Origin of the sequence: Arthrobacter sp. C2, from assembly GCA_024207135.1 — a bacterium.
Classification (GTDB): Bacteria; Actinomycetota; Actinomycetes; order Actinomycetales; family Micrococcaceae; genus Paeniglutamicibacter.
This window is the reverse complement of sequence record CP042428.1, coordinates 239,229-255,570: the sequence shown is the minus strand read 5'-3', so window position 1 is coordinate 255,570 and position 16,342 is coordinate 239,229. Positions and strand designations below refer to the sequence as shown.

General features: G+C 65.6%; 14 protein-coding genes. 8 read left to right on the top strand and 6 right to left on the bottom strand.

Annotated elements, in window-relative coordinates; translation table 11 throughout:
- The first annotated feature begins 217 nt into the window (after nucleotides 1-217).
- The 4 genes from lpdA (at nucleotide 218) to FPY90_RS01120 (ending at nucleotide 4,565) form a co-directional block, all read left to right on the top strand.
- A complete protein-coding gene (lpdA, locus tag FPY90_RS01135; protein ID WP_071213479.1) occupies nucleotides 218-1,597 on the top strand; it encodes a dihydrolipoyl dehydrogenase in 1,380 nt (459 codons plus the stop codon).
- A gap of 147 nt (nucleotides 1,598-1,744) precedes the next feature.
- Nucleotides 1,745-3,478 carry a 2-oxoglutarate dehydrogenase, E2 component, dihydrolipoamide succinyltransferase gene (sucB, locus tag FPY90_RS01130; RefSeq protein WP_498683372.1) on the top strand — a complete coding sequence of 578 codons (1,734 nt, stop codon included), beginning with the start codon at nucleotides 1,745-1,747 and terminating at the stop codon, nucleotides 3,476-3,478.
- 119 nt (nucleotides 3,479-3,597) lie between these two features.
- The gene (locus tag FPY90_RS01125) at nucleotides 3,598-3,948 is read left to right on the top strand and encodes a hypothetical protein (protein WP_071213481.1); all 351 of its coding nucleotides are present in this window, start codon (nucleotides 3,598-3,600) and stop codon (nucleotides 3,946-3,948) included.
- Nucleotides 3,949-4,127: 179 nt separating this feature from the next.
- On the top strand, nucleotides 4,128-4,565 hold the full coding sequence (locus FPY90_RS01120) for an OsmC family peroxiredoxin (protein ID WP_071213602.1): 438 nt from the start codon (nucleotides 4,128-4,130) through the stop codon (nucleotides 4,563-4,565).
- 47 nt (nucleotides 4,566-4,612) lie between these two features.
- Here the strand turns inward: FPY90_RS01120 and FPY90_RS01115 are convergent, their stop codons facing one another.
- Nucleotides 4,613-6,229, bottom strand: coding sequence for a serine/threonine protein kinase (locus FPY90_RS01115; RefSeq protein WP_071213482.1), 1,617 nt, complete (start codon nucleotides 6,227-6,229; stop codon nucleotides 4,613-4,615).
- Nucleotides 6,230-6,334: 105 nt separating this feature from the next.
- Here FPY90_RS01115 and lipB point away from each other — a divergent pair, with 105 nt between their 5' ends.
- From lipB to FPY90_RS01100, 3 genes are read left to right on the top strand one after another with little or no spacing between them, the layout of a single operon-like run.
- Entirely contained in the window at nucleotides 6,335-7,015 is a 681-nt protein-coding gene (gene lipB / locus FPY90_RS01110; RefSeq protein WP_071213483.1) for a lipoyl(octanoyl) transferase LipB, read from the top strand.
- Nucleotides 7,012-8,013, top strand: a complete 1,002-nt coding sequence (lipA, locus tag FPY90_RS01105; protein WP_071213484.1) for a lipoyl synthase — start codon at nucleotides 7,012-7,014, stop codon at nucleotides 8,011-8,013. Before lipB ends, lipA begins: the two co-directional genes overlap by 4 nt.
- Before the next feature lie 31 nt (nucleotides 8,014-8,044).
- Nucleotides 8,045-8,800 (top strand): DUF4191 domain-containing protein, encoded by a 756-nt coding sequence (locus tag FPY90_RS01100; RefSeq protein ID WP_071213485.1) that lies wholly within the window; start codon nucleotides 8,045-8,047, stop codon nucleotides 8,798-8,800.
- A 137-nt stretch (nucleotides 8,801-8,937) separates the two neighbouring features.
- Here FPY90_RS01100 and FPY90_RS01095 read toward each other — a convergent pair whose 3' ends face one another.
- On the bottom strand, nucleotides 8,938-9,372 hold the full coding sequence (locus tag FPY90_RS01095; RefSeq protein WP_071213486.1) for an RDD family protein: 435 nt from the start codon (nucleotides 9,370-9,372) through the stop codon (nucleotides 8,938-8,940).
- 280 nt (nucleotides 9,373-9,652) lie between these two features.
- Here FPY90_RS01095 and glnA (FPY90_RS01090) point away from each other — a divergent pair, with 280 nt between their 5' ends.
- Nucleotides 9,653-11,077 (top strand): type I glutamate--ammonia ligase, encoded by a 1,425-nt coding sequence (gene glnA / locus FPY90_RS01090; protein WP_071213487.1) that lies wholly within the window; start codon nucleotides 9,653-9,655, stop codon nucleotides 11,075-11,077.
- Nucleotides 11,078-11,195: 118 nt separating this feature from the next.
- On the opposite strand, the gene FPY90_RS01085 is transcribed toward glnA (FPY90_RS01090), so the two are convergent.
- From FPY90_RS01085 to glnA (FPY90_RS01070), 4 genes are all read right to left on the bottom strand, one after another.
- Nucleotides 11,196-11,399: a transcriptional regulator gene (locus tag FPY90_RS01085; RefSeq protein ID WP_071213488.1), complete on the bottom strand. Its 204-nt coding sequence runs from the start codon at nucleotides 11,397-11,399 to the stop codon at nucleotides 11,196-11,198.
- Between the two features lie 91 nt (nucleotides 11,400-11,490).
- Entirely contained in the window at nucleotides 11,491-11,820 is a 330-nt protein-coding gene (locus FPY90_RS01080; protein WP_071213489.1) for a cupin domain-containing protein, read from the bottom strand.
- Between the two features lie 64 nt (nucleotides 11,821-11,884).
- Nucleotides 11,885-14,914, bottom strand: coding sequence for a bifunctional [glutamine synthetase] adenylyltransferase/[glutamine synthetase]-adenylyl-L-tyrosine phosphorylase (locus FPY90_RS01075; protein ID WP_498683366.1), 3,030 nt, complete (start codon nucleotides 14,912-14,914; stop codon nucleotides 11,885-11,887).
- Nucleotides 14,915-14,935: 21 nt separating this feature from the next.
- Nucleotides 14,936-16,276 (bottom strand): type I glutamate--ammonia ligase, encoded by a 1,341-nt coding sequence (glnA, locus tag FPY90_RS01070; protein WP_071213490.1) that lies wholly within the window; start codon nucleotides 16,274-16,276, stop codon nucleotides 14,936-14,938.
- Nucleotides 16,277-16,342 lie beyond the last annotated feature (66 nt).

Here is a 16,342-nt window from a genome sequence, read left to right as displayed (position 1 = left end):
CAAGGAAGGGCCGCCGCCGCTGTGCAACCGGTCACAGGCACGGGCAATCTGTCTCACCGTATGTGGCCGACCGCGTTTCGGGGGGATAAGGTAATCCTGATAGATCACTAGCATCACCGTATTTGTGCGAGCCCTGACCCGGGTTTGCAGGTACACCCCCAACAGACCCCTGGCCGTCCACGACGTCGGCCACAACTCATAACGAGGGAGCGTTCACGTGGCCGAATCGGCAGCAACGCAAGAATTCGACATCCTCATTCTCGGTGGCGGTTCCGCCGGCTACTCGGCAGCATTGCGCGCCGTCCAGCTGGGTTTCACCGTCGGCTTGATTGAAAAGGCCAAGCTCGGTGGCACCTGCCTGCACACCGGCTGCATCCCCACCAAGGCGTACCTGCACTCCGCAGAATTGGCCGAGAACGCTCGCGAAGGTGCGAAGTACGGCATCAACACCACACTCGATTCCATCGACCTGGGTGCAGTGCGCAGCTACAAGGACGGCATTGTCGCCGGCAAGCACAAGGGCCTGACGGGTCTGCTGAAGATGAAGAAGGTCACCGTTATCGAAGGTAACGGCCGCCTGGTCTCCCAGGACACCATCGACGTCGACGGCGTGGCGTACAAGGGCAAGAACATCATCCTCGCCACCGGCTCCGAGTCCAAGACCTTTGGCCTGGAAATCGGCGGACGCATCCTCACCAGCACCGAGGCGCTGAACATGGACACCCTCCCGAAGAGCGCCATCGTGCTCGGCGGCGGCGTCATCGGCGTCGAGTTCGCTTCTGTGTGGAAGTCCTTCGGCGTCGAGGTGACCATCGTAGAGGGCCTGCCCTCGCTGGTCCCGAACGAGGATCCGGCGATCATCAAGAACCTGGAGCGTGCCTTCAAGAAGCGCGGCATCAAGTTCAACACCGGGGTCTTCTTCGAAAAGGTCGAGCAGGACGCCAACGGCGTCAAGGTCTCCCTGGCCGACGGCAAGGTCCTCGAAGCCGAGATCGTGCTCGTGGCCGTGGGCCGCGGCCCGGTCACCGCGAACCTGGGCTACGAAGAGGTCGGAATCCCGATGGACCGCGGCTTCGTGCTCGCCAACGAGCGCTGCCACACCGGCGTGGGCAACATCTACGCGATCGGCGACATCGTCCCGGGCGTCCAGCTTGCGCACCGCGGCTACCAGCACGGCATCTTCGTCGCCGAGGAAATCGGCGGCCTGAACCCGGTGGTTGTCGAGGACATCAACATCCCGAAGGTCACCTTCTGCGAACCGGAGATCGCTTCGGTTGGCTACTCTGAACCGGCCGCCAAGGCCAAGTTCGGCGACGACCAGATCGAGACCACTGAGTACAACCTGGCCGGCAACGGCAAGTCCTCCATCCTGGGCACCTCCGGCCTGATCAAGATGGTTCGCGTCAAGAACGGCCCGATCGTGGGCGTTCACGGCATCGGCGGGCGCATCGGCGAGCAGATCGGCGAAGCACAGCTGATCGTGAACTGGGAAGCCTACCCGGAGGATGTTGCACAGCTCATCCACGCACACCCGACGCAGAACGAATCGCTTGGCGAGGCCGCCATGGCCTTGGCCGGCAAGCCGTTGCACGGTTAGTCACAAATGCTTAACCGGGCACGCGCACCGCGAGGTGCGCGTGCCCGGTGCACTAAGCTCGGAGGCACTGACCTCCAAACGGGATGTGCGGGAAACCGCGGATCTCTCGCACACAAATTTTTTTAGTTTTAGGAGAACGGGAACAAGATGTCTGAAACCGTGAACTTGCCCGCTTTGGGTGAAAGCGTCACCGAAGGCACCGTTACGCGTTGGCTCAAGCAGGTCGGCGACCGCGTCGAGGTCGACGAGCCGCTGCTGGAGGTTTCGACCGACAAGGTTGACACCGAAATCCCTTCGCCGGTTGCCGGCGTCATCGAGGAAATCCTCGTCGCCGAAGACGAGACCGCCGAAGTTGGAGCCGCACTGGTTCGCATCGGTGATGGCTCGGGCTCCGGCTCGGCACCTGCCGAAGCCGCTCCGGCCGCAGAGGCACCCGCCGCACCCGCCGAGGCACCGGCACCCGCCGCAGAAGCCGCTCCGGCTGCTCCGGCCGCCGCTGCAGCACCGGCATCCGGCACCGAGATCACCCTCCCGGCACTGGGCGAATCCGTGACCGAAGGCACCGTCACCCGCTGGCTCAAGGCCGTGGGCGAGGAAGTTGCCGTTGACGAGCCGCTGCTCGAGGTCTCCACCGACAAGGTCGACACCGAGGTCCCGTCCCCGGTCGCCGGCGTCCTGCTGGAAATCCGCGTTCCGGAAGACGAGACCGCCGAGGTCGGCGCCGTCCTGGCCGTCATCGGTGCCGCCGGCGCCGCTGCACCCGCAGCCCCTGCCGAGGCAGCACCGGCCCCGGCCGCCGAGCCCGCACCGGCTCCGGCTGCCCCCGCCGCCGCTCCCGCGCCTGCTCCTGCAGCACCGGTTGCCGCCCCGGCAGCACCCGCAGCTCCCGCCGCCCCGGCCCAGGAAGCTGCACCGGCCGCAGCACCCGCAGCTCCGGCTGCAGGCAACGACGGCTACGTCACCCCGCTGGTTCGCCGCCTGGCCAACCAGAACAACGTCGACCTGTCCACCGTGACCGGCACCGGCGTTGGCGGTCGCATCCGCAAGCAGGACGTCGTCGATGCCGCTGCCGCGGCAAAGACCGCGCCTGCCGCAGCAGCTTCGGCTCCGGCAGCAGCACCGGCAGCCAAGGAAGCGGCACCCGTCGTGGCATCCTCGCTGCGCGGCACTGTCGCCAAGGCCCCTCGCATCCGCCAGGTCATTGCCCGCCGCATGCGCGAGTCGCTGGAAATCTCCACCCAGCTGACCCAGGTCCACGAGGTCGACATGACCCGCGTCGCCAAGCTGCGCAACGCCGCCAAGAACGAGTTCGCGGCCGTCAACGGCTCCAAGCTCACCTTCCTGCCGTTCATTGCCAAGGCCGTGGCTGAGGCTCTGAAGCAGCACCCGAAGCTGAACGCCGAGTACGACGAGACCAAGCAGGAGATCACCTACCACAACGCCGAGCACCTGGCGATTGCGGTCGACACCGACAAGGGCCTTTTGGTTCCGGTCATCTCCAACGCCGGCGACCTGAACCTTGCCGGCCTGGCCGGCAAGATCGCCGACGTGGCAAAGCGCACCCGCGACAACAAGATCGGTCCGGACGAACTGTCCGGAGGAACGTTCTCGATCACGAACATCGGTTCGGTCGGCGCGCTCTTCGACACCCCGATCATCAACCAGCCGCAGGTCGCCATCCTGGGCACTGGCTCCATCGTGAAGCGTGCGGTCGTCGTGACCGACGCCGACGGTGACGACACCATCGCCATCCGCCACATGATGTACCTGTCGCTGACGTACGACCACCGCCTGGTCGACGGTGCCGATGCAGGCCGCTTCCTGCAGACGCTGAAGGCACGCCTTGAAGAAGGTGCCTTCCAGGCAGACCTGGGTCTCTAGGACTTGGTTGGAGGGGGCGTCCACTGCTTCTTGGCGGTGGGCGCCCCCTTTGCTATGTCCTGCGCCACCTTCGGCCGGGCAAATTCTTGATGGTGTGCAGTTTCCATTAGGCTTGCGGCATGACCTTTTTGACTGCAATCCTGGTATTCCTGCACGTTTTAGGTGCAGCGGCAATCTTTGGCGGCTGGCTCGCCAACTTCAAGACCCCGACGGTCAACATCTGGCAGTGGTACGGCTCCATCGCCCAGCTGGTGACCGGGCTGCTTCTCGTCGGCATGCTCGAGATGCGCGATCTCGAAGTGAACAACATCAAGATCGGCGTCAAGCTCCTGCTGGCCATCGGCGTCTTCGTCGCAGCCCTGCTGGGCCGCAAGAAGATCAAGAACGGACTTGAGGTTCCCACCGGGCTGGCCCACGGAACCGGCGGCACCGCCCTGATCGCCATCGCCGTGGCCACCCTCTGGGTCTAGTCCACCCGGAACGCACCTGCCGGAGTCTTGCCGGCGCACAGGCGGCCTGCCACCAGCAATGCTGGTGGCAGGCCGCTTCGTCGTTCCCCGGGGTCTCTTTGGTTCCCCAGCCGGTGCCCCTAGGATGGGCCTTGAGGGCGCTCGCCTTCGTCTCGTTGCAGATCAGAGGAGTCATCACCATGGCATTCACAAGAAGCGCAAGCACCGTTTGGAGCGGAGACCTGGCTTCCGGAAGCGGGGAAACCACCTTCGAGACCTCGGGCATCGGCACATTCCCGGTCACCTGGCGCGCCCGCACCGAGGCGTCCGAGGGCAAGACCAGCCCGGAGGAATTGATTGCCGCGGCCCATGCCTCATGCTTCTCGATGGCGCTGAGCAATATCCTCAAGGGTGCCGGACACGTCGCCGAGAGGCTGGAAACCACCGCGGAGGTGGACTTTGACACCAGCGACGGCGCCAAGATCAGCGAAATCCGGTTGTCGCTCAACGCCACCGTCCCGGGCTTGACCGAGGAAGAATTCCAGACGCATGCGCAGGCAGCCAAGGTCGGTTGCCCGGTGTCCGCCGCCTTGGCAGCCGTTCCGTCCATCACCCTCGATGCCCGCCTGAGCCAATAATCGCGTTGCCGGTGTGCCGAGAGGAGGCACACCGGCACCCCGCTGGGTCAGCCGGCGGCGGTCACCTCCCAGATCCGCCACGATCCCTCCGTGAACCGCAAGACCATGCGTACACGCTGGCTGTCCTCTTTCATGGCGCTCACCACGGTCTTGCCCTTGTCATCGACGTAGCGGTAGCCGCCTTGCACGCTGAAGGCTTCGAGAACCGCTTGTCCCGGCGTGCTCCCCGGCAGCACCTCGACATCGCTCAGCCGAGTTTCCAGGGCTTCCAGGTGCAGGCCGAGCCCACGCATCCGGGCCACGACCCTTCCATCCACATCCAGCGCCGGCGAGCCGGCAACATGGACGTCTTCGAGTAGCTCCATGTTCCGGCTCATCAATCCCTTGTCGCGACGCACAGCCAGCTCGGCCGCCACCAGCATCAGTTCCCGGGACGATTCGGCCTTTCCTTGGCGGGCAGGGTCGCCTGCGGGGGAAGACGTTGCTACCGGTTCCGCGGCCGCCGGGTCGCCGCTGGCCCTGAGCAGGCCCGCTCCCCCGGCCGCCACGGCAACCAAAAGCACTCCGGCGGCAACGGCCACCGCGACCCTGCGGTTCCCGCGCTTCAGGCCGTGGACCCGATGCGCCTGGGTCCACTGCCGTTCCCCCTCGCCCGGATCCGCTCCGGGCGCCGCGGCCGCCGCATCAAGTCCGAACGCCGCCCGAAGCCGGCGCGGGACCGGCCTTTGCTGCGCCTTGATCTGCGCCTTGCGCTCCCTGAGCAGTTCCCTGTCGGCGGCCGTGGGGTTCCCCCTGTTCCGGCGCCCGCCCAGAAGACCGGCCGGTGTGGGCTCCTGCCGGGTGGTGAGCATGTGCTTGAGTGCCCCTGGCTCGACCGCCTCGCTCAGCTCCACGGGAAGCGGCTCCCCGGCAACGAAGATCCGTTGCCCAAACTGTTCCGCACTGGGTCGCTTCACCGCTTCTTGGTCAAGACACTGCTCGAGCAACTTCGCGAACTCGTCATTGACCTCCGGAACCATGGAACCCAACGGGACCCTGTTGGCAGTCGCATTGGGTGGCCGCCCGGTCAGAAGGTACCAGGTGCAGGCGGCCAAGGCGTACACATCGCGAGCAGGTTCGAGCTGGCCGGATTCGGGGCCGTTGAAGGTTTCCGGGGCACAGAAGCCCTGGGTTCCAAGATCCCCCGGCAACTGGCCCACCATGCGGTGCGTCCCGAAGTCCCCCAGCTTTGGCTTGCCCTCGGCCGTGAACAGGATGTTGCGCGGCGACAGGTCCCCGTGGGTCAGGCCCCGCGCATGCAGGTACGCCAGCGCCCCGGCTATCGGGGCGACCACGGTGATGGTCTCCCCCACGCTCAGCGGGCCACGCACCGCCACGACCTGCGCCGCGGAACCGGCCGGGCAATACTCCATCAGGATCCCGGGGCCCTGGGATGTCTGGAGGATCCCGAGCGCTTCAACGAGGAATTCGTGGTCCAGGTCCAGCGCTTCGGTTGCGGCGGCATCCTCGGGAGCATCCTGGCCGAGGATCTTCACGGCCAGTTCGTCATGTGTCGACTCGTCTTCAACGACCCAGACACTGCCGCCCGAGCCCGCGTCCAGGTGGCGGATCGTGCGGTACCCCTCGATCCGCGGGAAAGCCAACGGCTCTTCATTGAATTCCATGATTCATTTCTACGCCGGAGAGAAATTCCGTGCTTAAGTTATCCACAAGAAACAAACGGTTAGCCAATTCGAGGGCCTCCCGATAGACGGCGTACTGTTATCGCCATGACCATCAAATTCGAGCGAATTGGCCATGCCCCCGAGCTGGTCGATTACCGCATCGCGTGGGACATGCAGCGCCGCGTTCACCATGACGTGACCGAAGGCGTGGCTGGCCCCGTTGTATTTCTCCTGGAACATGCCGCCGTATACACGGCCGGACGCCGTACCGAGCCGGAAGACCTCCCGGTCGACGGAACCCCCGTGATCGATGTCGATCGCGGCGGCAAGCTCACCTGGCACGGCCCGGGGCAGCTGGTCGGCTACCCGATCGTGCGCTTGCGCGACATGAAGGGCATCCGCGAGTACGTCACGACCCTCGAAGAAGCCCTGATCAATGTTGCGTTGGATTACGGCATCGACGCCGTGCGCATCAAGGGTCGCAGCGGCGTTTGGGTTGCCGGAACCAACGGTGGCCAGGACCGCAAGCTCGCCGCGATCGGCATCCGCGTAGACCATGGCGTGACCATGCACGGATTCGCGTTGAACTGCTCCAACGACCTCGCACCCTATTCACAAATCATCCCCTGCGGGATCACCGACGCCGGTGTCACAAGCATCAGCGAAGAAACTGGAACCACCGTCACTCCAGCCGACGTCCTCGACCGGGTCGAGCAGGAACTCGAAACCTTGCTCAGCCCGATTGTGTCGTTGACCGCTACTACCCCCGAAGGAGCCCGATCATGAGTGCCGCCCCCGAAGGTCGCCGCCTGCTGCGCATCGAGCAGCGAAATTCCGAAACGCCCGTCGAGCGCAAGCCCGAGTGGATCAAGGCAAAGATCAACATCGGCCCCGAGTACGTGGGGTTGAAGAAGCTGGTCAAGTCCGAGGGCCTGAACACCGTCTGCGAAGAGGCTGGCTGCCCGAACATCTTTGAATGCTGGGAAGACAAGGAAGCAACCTTCCTCATCGGCGGCTCCGAATGCACCCGCCGCTGCGACTTCTGCCAGATCGACACCGGCAAGCCGCAGGCCATCGACCGCGCCGAACCGTTCAAGGTTGCCATGAGCGTGAAGAAGATGGGCCTGCGCTACGCCACCGTCACCGGCGTAGCCCGCGACGACCTCGCGGACGAGGGCACTTGGCTCTACGCCGAGACCGTGCGCCGCATCCACCAGCTGAACCCGGGCACCGGCGTGGAGCTGCTGATCCCCGATTTCTCCGGCAAGCCCGAATACCTGGACGAGATCGCGGCATCCGCCCCCGAGGTGTATGCACACAACCTCGAGACGGTTCCCCGCCTGTTCAAGTCAATCCGCCCGGCATTCCGCTACGACCGCTCCCTGGATGTCATTACGCAGGGCCGCGCCAACGGCATGATTACCAAGTCGAACCTGATCCTGGGCATGGGCGAAACCCGCGAGGAGATCTCCGAGGCCATCAAGGACCTGGTCTCGGCGGGCTGCGACCTGCTGACCATCACCCAATACCTGCGCCCCACCGAGCGCCACCACCCCGTCGAGCGCTGGGTCAAGCCACAGGAATTCGTGGAGCTGCAGCAGGAAGCCGAAGAGCTTGGCATCCTCGGCGTCATGAGCGGCCCGTTGGTGCGTTCCTCGTACCGTGCGGGCCGGTTGTGGGCGGGGGCCATGCGCAAGAAGGGGCTCCCGATCCCGGAGGCGCTGGAACACATCGCCAGCTCCGGCGACACCCGCCAGGAGGCTTCCTCGCTGGTCGGCTCCTAGCCGGTGCCCGATCGCGTAGAATTGAATCACTATGGCCAAAAACACCGATAACGCCTCGTCCGAGGCTGCAAGTCCTAAGCGCGGACTGTTCTCGCGCAAGCCGAAGGCCGAAAAGGCCAACAAGGAACCGGGCCGGCTGAAACAGCTGGGCCAGGTCTTCCAGATGACCCGCAAGAACGACCCGATGGTCGTCTGGCTGATGCTTCTGGCTGCCCTGGGCATCCTTGTTGTGGGCCTGATCATCGGCCTGCTGATCAACAACTGGATCACGGCGGTGCTGATCGCGCTTCCGCTGGCCCTGTTGGCTGCGACCATGATCCTTTCGCGTCGAGCCGAGAAGGCCGCCTTCAAGCAGCTCGAGGGACGTCCCGGCGCTGCCGGCGCGGCCATGAGTGTGTTGCGCCGCGGCTGGATCCTGAAGGACGAGCCGGTGGCGGTGAACCCGCGCACCAAGGACCTGGTGTTCCTGGGTATTGGCCGCGCAGGCGTCGTGCTGGTCACCGAGGGCCCCAACGTCCGCGTTCGCACGCTGGTTGATGCAGAGCGCAAGCGCATGGGCCGGGTGCTTCCGAACGTCCCGATCCACGTGATCAACGCCGGAAACGAAGAGGGCCAGACCCCGCTTGCCGAAGTCGGCAAGAAGATGAAGAAGCTTCCGAAGTCGATCACCAAGCTGGAGATCGGCGCCGTGGACAAGCGCCTGAGCACCCTGGGCAGCGCCAAGCTGCCGATCCCGAAGGGCATCGACCCGAACCGGGCACGGCCCAACCGCAAGCAGATGCGCTAACACCAGGCAAAGCATTCCTTAAACAGCAAGGTGGGTGTTGGAACCAATTGGTTCCAACACCCACCTTGCTTGCTTAATCCGGCAGCTGCGTGCGGTGCACCGGGCCCGCGGCCCAGGCTCGGCGCCTATCCGAAGCGCTAGATGCGCACCAGGATCGTCTTGCCCAATCGGTCGTGGTAGCCACGCTGGTCGGAGTCGCTGAACAGAACCGGAACCACCAGGCAGATCAGCAAGGTCCGGACGATGCCGGTCAGCGGCTTCACCGCACTGCCATCCAGCCCCTGGACCTGCATGCCAAAGACGCGGTGTCCGATGGAGTGTCCGGTCACGCCTACAAACAGCATCTGGGTGGCCGCGAAGATGATCAGGTTGGCGGTCGGGTCGGACTTGAAGAAGAAGAACGAGATGAGCATCGCAATCCCCCAGTCCAACAACAACGCCGCGACACGCCGGCCGATGCGTGCGACCGATCCGGGTCCCTTTTCGGGGCGCCCCAACCGCTTGCCGGGCCATTCCTGGTTGCTTAGCTGCGGCGGGCCCTCGAGCCACGAGCCAAAATCTTTTCTTTCCACACCCCCAGCCTACCGGGGCAAACACCGGGCGTCGGCGCCCAAAGCCAGCCTTTCGCACCCGGCCAAGCACCCTCCGTCACACTTGGGGCAGGTGATGTGATTTAGCCAACACCCGATTGGCTGGATTCCGCGTCCGTGTAACGTAACGGAAACAATCGAGACACAGGAGAGTAATCGCTGGGGGCTAGTGTTGATAACACAGGAAGAAAACGTTGGTAAACGTTTCACGGCACGGCACGCTAGTCGTCACAGCAGAAACCCCACACAGGAGTCCCTGACCATGTTCAAGAGTCCCGAAGAAGTCATCGCATACATTGCCGAAGAAGACGTCAAGTTCGTTGACATCCGCTTCACCGACCTTCCCGGCATCCAGCAGCACTTCAACGTCCCGGCACGCACCGTCGACGCGGATTTCTTCATCGACGGACAGCTGTTCGATGCGTCCTCGATCCGCGGTTTCGCCGGCATCTCCGACTCCGACATGCAGCTGATCCCCGATGTCACTTCCGGCTACATCGATCCGTTCCGCCTGGAGAAGACCCTCGCGTTCAACTTCTCCATCGTGAACCCGCGCACCGGAGAGCCGTACCACCGCGATCCGCGCGGCGTGGCCGAGCGCGCCGAGTCCTACCTCTCCTCGACCGGCATCGCCGACACCGCTTTCTTTGCCCCCGAGGCAGAGTTCTTCATCTTCGACAACGTGCAGTACGAGTCCAAGCCGCAGGGCTCCTTCTACAAGGTCGACTCCGTCGAGGCCCCGTGGAACACCGGCAAGAAGGAAGAGGGCGGGAACCAGGGCTACAAGACCCCCTTCAAGGGCGGTTACTTCCCGGTTTCCCCGACCGACAAGCAGGCCGACCTGCGCGACGCCATCTGCCTTGAACTCGAAGCTGCCGGCCTTGAGGTCGAGCGCTCCCACCACGAGGTCGGCGCAGCTGGCCAGGCCGAGATCAACTACAAGTTCAACACGCTGACCCACTCGGCCGACGACATCCTGAAGTTCAAGTACATCGTCAAGAACGTGGCCGATGCCTGGGGCAAGTCCGCAACCTTCATGCCGAAGCCGATCTTCGGTGACAACGGCTCGGGCATGCACTGCCACCAGTCGCTGTGGGCCAACGGCGTTCCGCTGTTCTACGACGAGAAGGGCTACGCCGGCCTGTCCGACACCGCCCGCTGGTACATCGGCGGCCTGCTGAAGCACGCCTCCGCCGTCCTGGCCTTCACCAACCCGACCGTGAACTCCTACCGCCGCCTGGTCAAGGGCTACGAGGCCCCGGTCAACATGGTGTACTCGCAGGGCAACCGCTCCGCAGGCATTCGCATCCCGGTGACCGGCTCGAACCCGAAGGCCAAGCGCATCGAGTTCCGCGCACCGGATGCCGCGTGCAACCCGTACCTGGCCTTCGCCGCACAGCTGATGGCCGGCCTGGACGGCATCAAGAACCGCATCGAGCCCGCGGACCCGATCGACAAGGACCTCTACGAGCTGCCCGCCGAGGAAGCCAAGGACATCCAGAAGGCCCCGGCCTCGCTGGACGAGGCCCTTGAGGCCCTGGAGAACGACTTCGACTTCCTGCTCGAGGGCGATGTGTTCACCGAGGACCTGATCCGCACCTGGATCGAATACAAGCGCGAATACGAAATCAAGCCGCTGGCACTGCGCCCGAACCCGTACGAGTTCGAGCTGTACTACGGCTGCTAGGTAGGGTGTCGGGACTCGCCGGCACCGACTAGAAAAGTCCGCGTGGACGCCGTTGCTTCAGAGTGAAGCTCCGGCCCCGCGCGGACTTTTCTGCTTTCTGCGATGGGCAGGCAATCGGCTAGGACTTCTTCCCGTAACGCTGGTGCACGGCCTGGCGGCTCACGCCCAATGCAAGCGCGATGGCCTCCCAGGAGAAGCCCTCGGCACGCGCGCGGCGCACCAGCACGGATTCCTGGCGCCTGGCGTCCTGTTGAAGGTCGGACACCGCGCGCAAGGCGCCAATCGTTCCGTCCTCGCCCTGCTCAAGCTTTGTCTTGGTCATCGAACACCTGCCTTCCAACGTCAATCTATCTTGACACTGTCGGCTCGTCAAGGTTTATTGACACAGGGCTTGGGCATGCGACGGTCCGAGGTCAACCCGCCAACGACGTGAGCAGGAAGGCACAGTCCTCGTTTGCCACGACGTTGTGCACGGCATCGGGCAGCACGAACAGCCCCCCGTGCTCGATCGTCTTGGACTCGCCTTCCCAATTGACCACGATGGACCCGCGCAACACCTGCAGGGTCGCTGCTTCGGGCTTTTCATGGTCGTTCAGCGTGGACCCGGCCAGCAGAGTGATCAGGGTGTGGCGCAGGCGCCCATCCTTGAGCACCGCGATGGCGCTGCGGCCATTGTTGGAAGCCGTTGCCTTGTCCCATTCCTTCGTGACAAGTTGATCAAGTTCGGCGCTGGTAACGTGCATGGTACTTTCCCTGCCCTTTCAATGACAACCACAAACACCTGGTCTAGCCCACCTTACGTTCGCTTCACGCGCTTCGGTCCTCGAACCCGTAGAAGTAGCGCTCGAAGACCTGCCGTGCCCGCCGGGTGGCCTTGAGGTAATCATCCTCCATCACCGAGGCCTCCCCCGGTGCGTAGCCGCACCAGCGGGCCACCGCTTCCATGTCACGCCAGGAATTGGGCAGGACGTCGCTGACCCGCCCGGTGCAAATCAACCCGGCGCTCCTGATCCTGGTTGCCAGGGACCATGCATGGTCCAGCAGCGCCACGTCCTCGGCCGGGATGATCCCGGCCTCGGCGATGGCTGCCAGTGCAGGGCGCGTGGAGGTGGTGCGCAGTGCCGGATGGTCCTTGGCGTGGCTCAGCTGCATCAGCTGCACCAGCCATTCGACGTCGCTGAGGGAGCCGCGGCCCAGCTTCAGGTGCCGCTCGGGCTCCGCGCCGCGGGGCAGGCGTTCGGCCTCAACGCGGGCCTTGATCCGGCGGATCTCGCGGATTTGTTCCTCGCCCATGACCTGTTCGTAGCGCAGCGGATCGATCATGGCCATGAAATCGGCTGCCAATTCCTCGGACCCCGCCATGGGCGTGGCCCGCAGCAGCGCCTGTTGTTCCCAGATCTGGGACCAGCGCCGGTAGTACTCCTCATAAGAAGCCAGGGAGCGCACCAGCGGGCCGCTCTTGCCCTCAGGGCGCAGCGCCGCATCGATTTCCAGCCGGGGTTCGGCTTGGATGGCCGGCACCATGGGCCTGCCCAGCAACGAGCCGAGGGCCGTGGCGATGCGCATCGCCTGTTCCTGGGCGCCCTGCTGGTCGGCCTCGTCGAAGGCGCGCTGCACGAACATCACGTCCGCGTCCGAGCAGTAGCCGATCTCATGCCCGCCTTGCCGGCCCATGGCCATCACCAGGAACTCGCCCAGCTGCGGGGTCGCGGCATATTCGGTGCGCTGGGCCACCTCCAGGGCCCCGCGCACGGCGGCCCTGTCGTTGTCCGCCAGGGCCCGTCCCACGGTGTCCTGGTCGATGACCGCGGCGCCGTCCGCCAGGGCGATGCGCAGGATCTCGCGGCGCCTGATGACCCGGATCAGCCGGATCGCCTGGTCGGGGCCGAGGTTCCGCTTGAGCTTCGAGGAGATCTCGCCCCATAGCGCCTCGTACCCTAGGGGCTGCAGCGACTTGCTGGACCCCAGCCACGCCGCCGATTCCGGGGAAACCTCCAGCAGGTCGGTGATGAAGCGGGAGTTCGACAGCATCTTGCACAACCGCTCGGCCGCCGCGTTGGAGTCCCGCAGCATGCCCAGGTACCAGTGCGACTCGCCCAGGGACTCGCTCAGCCGCCGGAAGCCCAGCAGCCCGGCATCCGGGTCAACGCCCTCGGCGATCCAGCCCAGCAGCACCGGCAGCAGCTGCCGTTGCAGCGCGGCGCGCCGGCGCACTCCCCCGGTGAGCGCCTCGATGTGGCGCATGGCGGCCTTCGGGTCCACATAGCCCAGGGCACGCAGGCGCGATTGCGCGGCCTCCGGCGAGAGCCGCACCTCGTCCGCGGAGAGGTTGGCGGCGTTGGACAGCAGCGGGCGGTAGAAGATCCGCTCGTGCAGAAGCCGCACCAGCTTCTTGGTCTCGCCCCAGCGTTCCAGCAGCGCGGCGGCGGTGGACAGCTCGACGCCCAGGGTGGAGCGCAATGCCCGGGCCAGCACGCGCTGGCCCGATTCCTTGTGCGGCATCAGGTGGGTCCGGCGCAGGTTCACCAGCTGGATGCGGTGCTCGAGCACGCGCAGGAAGCGGTAGGAGCTGTCGAATTTCTTGGCGTCGTCGCGGCCGATGTATCCGGCCAGTGAAAGCGCGGCGATGGCCCCGGTGGTGGAGCGCACGCGCAGCGTCTCGTCGACCCGGCCGTGGACCAGTTGGAGCAGCTGGACGGTGAATTCGACATCGCGCAGCCCGCCGGGGCCCAGCTTGATCTGGTGCGCCAGCTCGGCCGGCTTGATGTTTGCGGTGACCCTCCGGCGCATCCGCTGCACGGACTCGACAAATCCGTCGCGTTCCGAGGCACCCCACACCAGCGGTGCGATCATGGCCTCGTAGGCGGCGCCCAGCTCGGCATCCCCGGCGATCGCCCGGGCCTTGAGCAGCGCCTGGAACTCCCAGGAGGCGGCCCAGCGCCCATAATAGGCGGCATGGGATTCCAGCGTCCGGCTCAAGGCACCGTCCTTGCCCTCCGGGCGCAGGTTGGCATCGACTTCCCAGAGCCCCGGTTCGGTTCCCGAAGCGTCGATGGCCCGGGAGATCCCGGAGGCCAGTTCCGTGGCCACGGTGTGGGCCAGCTCCTCGTCGAGGCGCTCGGACGAGTGGACGTAGATGACATCGACGTCCGAGACGTAGTTCAGTTCGTGGGCACCGCACTTGCCCATGCCGATCACCGCCAGCCGCACGTCGGCGACGTCCTCGACGGAAAAGCGTGCGGAGGCCTCGGCCCGGCTGATGGCCAGGGCCCCTTCGAGGGCGGCGGCAGCAAGGTCGGCCAGTTCCCGGCCGACCTCCGGCATCGCCTCGAGCGCATCGGCGGCGCCCAGGTCCCGGTGGACCAGCGACAGCAGCGCCTTGCGGTAGGCCACGCGCAGCACGCGGTAGCCCTCTTCGCCGGAGACGCCCGCCACCGGAGGGATCCCGGAGGCCGGATCAGCGCCCACCGCGCGCAGCAACTGGGCACGCAGTTCCATCGCGTCGCGGCCCGCCATGCGGTCGGGGGCCGGGGTCCGGAAGACCTCCAGGCACCCGGGTTCGCGGATCATGAAGTTCGCCATGGCCCCGGAGGCGCCCAGCAGGCGCAGCAACCCCGGGGCGGTGCGTGGGTCGGCGGCCAGTTCCAACGCCGCGGGGGCATGCGGAACCAGGCGGATCAGCGACAGCAGCGCCTGGTCCGGGTCCGCGGCGTATGCCAAGTGGCGCACCAGCGCTGCATGGTCGATGCCGGCCAGTTCCCTGTCGCCCAGGAAACGCTTGGCCCGCTCCAGGTCGTCGAACCCGGCGGAAATCAGCTGCCGCGTGGAGATCTGCAAGGAATTCGCTCCCCCGCCGGCCTAGAGGATCCCGAGGTAGCGGCGCAGCTCGAACGGGCTGACGTTCTGCCGGTAGGCCTCCCACTCGTCGCGCTTGTTGCGCAGGAACGAGGTGAAGACCTGCTCGCCCAGGATCTCGGCGACCAGCTCGGATTCCTCCATGGCGCGGATCGCGTCGTGCAGGGAGCCGGGCAGCGGGTCGTGCCCGGAGGCGCGGCGTTCGGCGCTGCTCAGGCCCCAGACGTCTTCCTCGGCCTGCGGCTCGAGCTCGTAGCCTTCCTGGATGCCCTTCAGCCCGGCGCCCAGCAGGCAGGCGTAGGCCAGGTAGGGGTTGGTGGCCGAGTCGATGCCGCGGTATTCCACGCGGGCGCTCTGGCCCTTGCCGGGCTTGTACAGCGGGACGCGGACCAGCGCCGAACGGTTGTTGTGTCCCCAGGACCGGTGGCTCGGGGCCTCCCCGCCGCCCCAGAGGCGCTTGTAGGAGTTCACGAACTGGTTGGTCACGGCCGTGAATTCCGGGGCGTGGTGCAGGATCCCGGCAATGAACTGGCGGGCCGTGTCCGAGAGCTGGAATTCCCGCCCGGCCTCGAAGAACGCGTTGGTGTCGCCCTCGAAGAGGGAGAAGTGGGTGTGCATGCCGGACCCGGGTTCGTCCGAGAAGGGCTTGGGCATGAAGGTGGCGTAGATGCCCTGCTGGATCGCGACTTCCTTGATCACGGTGCGGAAGGTCATCACGTTGTCGGCGGTCTGCAGCGCATCGGCGTAGCGCAGGTCGATCTCGTTCTGGCCCGGACCGCTTTCGTGGTGGCTGAACTCCACGGAGATCCCTACGGCCTCGAGCATCGTCACCGCGGTGCGGCGGAAGTCCTGGGCCACGCCCCCGGTGACGTGGTCGAAGTAACCGCCCCGGTCAACCGGGACCGGGTAGCCGTCGGGGCCCAGCTCGGAGGAGCGTAACAAATAGAATTCGATTTCCGGGTGCGTGTAGCAGGTGAAGCCCATCTCGGAGGCGACCGCCAGCTGGCGCTTGAGCACATGGCGCGGGTCTGCGGCGGCCGGCAGCCCGTCGGGGGTCAGGATGTCACAGAACATCCGCGAGGTCGGCTCGACCTCGCCGCGCCACGGCAGGATCTGGAAGGTGGAGGGGTCCGGCTGCAGCAGCATGTCCGATTCGTAGATGCGCGACAATCCCTCGATGGAGGAGCCGTCGAAGCCCAGGCCCTCCTCGAAGGCGCCCTCGACCTCGGCTGGGGCCAGCGCCACGGATTTCATGGAACCAACCACGTCCGTGAACCAAAGCCGCACAAAACGCACGTCTCGTTCTTCAATGGTTCTTAGGACGAATTCCTGCTGGCGATCCACGGCGGGTTCCTTCCACAAGGGGTTCTCTGGCGGCGGTTCCCGCCCCCACTAATTCACTTTATACGT

Bases quoted from the DNA above. Each gene is read 5' to 3' on its own strand.
- FPY90_RS01085 (WP_071213488.1), bottom strand. From the start codon at position 11,399: ATGACCAAGACAAAGCTTGAGCAGGGCGAGGACGGAACGATTGGCGCC.
- FPY90_RS01100 (WP_071213485.1), top strand. From the start codon at position 8,045: ATGGCCAAAAACACCGATAACGCCTCGTCCGAGGCTGCAAGTCCTAAG.
- glnA (WP_071213487.1), top strand. From the start codon at position 9,653: ATGTTCAAGAGTCCCGAAGAAGTCATCGCATACATTGCCGAAGAAGAC.
- lipA (WP_071213484.1), top strand. From the start codon at position 7,012: ATGAGTGCCGCCCCCGAAGGTCGCCGCCTGCTGCGCATCGAGCAGCGA.
- FPY90_RS01115 (WP_071213482.1), bottom strand. From the start codon at position 6,229: ATGGAATTCAATGAAGAGCCGTTGGCTTTCCCGCGGATCGAGGGGTAC.
- FPY90_RS01120 (WP_071213602.1), top strand. From the start codon at position 4,128: ATGGCATTCACAAGAAGCGCAAGCACCGTTTGGAGCGGAGACCTGGCT.
- FPY90_RS01080 (WP_071213489.1), bottom strand. From the start codon at position 11,820: ATGCACGTTACCAGCGCCGAACTTGATCAACTTGTCACGAAGGAATGG.
- lipB (WP_071213483.1), top strand. From the start codon at position 6,335: ATGACCATCAAATTCGAGCGAATTGGCCATGCCCCCGAGCTGGTCGAT.
- FPY90_RS01125 (WP_071213481.1), top strand. From the start codon at position 3,598: ATGACCTTTTTGACTGCAATCCTGGTATTCCTGCACGTTTTAGGTGCA.
- sucB (WP_498683372.1), top strand. From the start codon at position 1,745: ATGTCTGAAACCGTGAACTTGCCCGCTTTGGGTGAAAGCGTCACCGAA.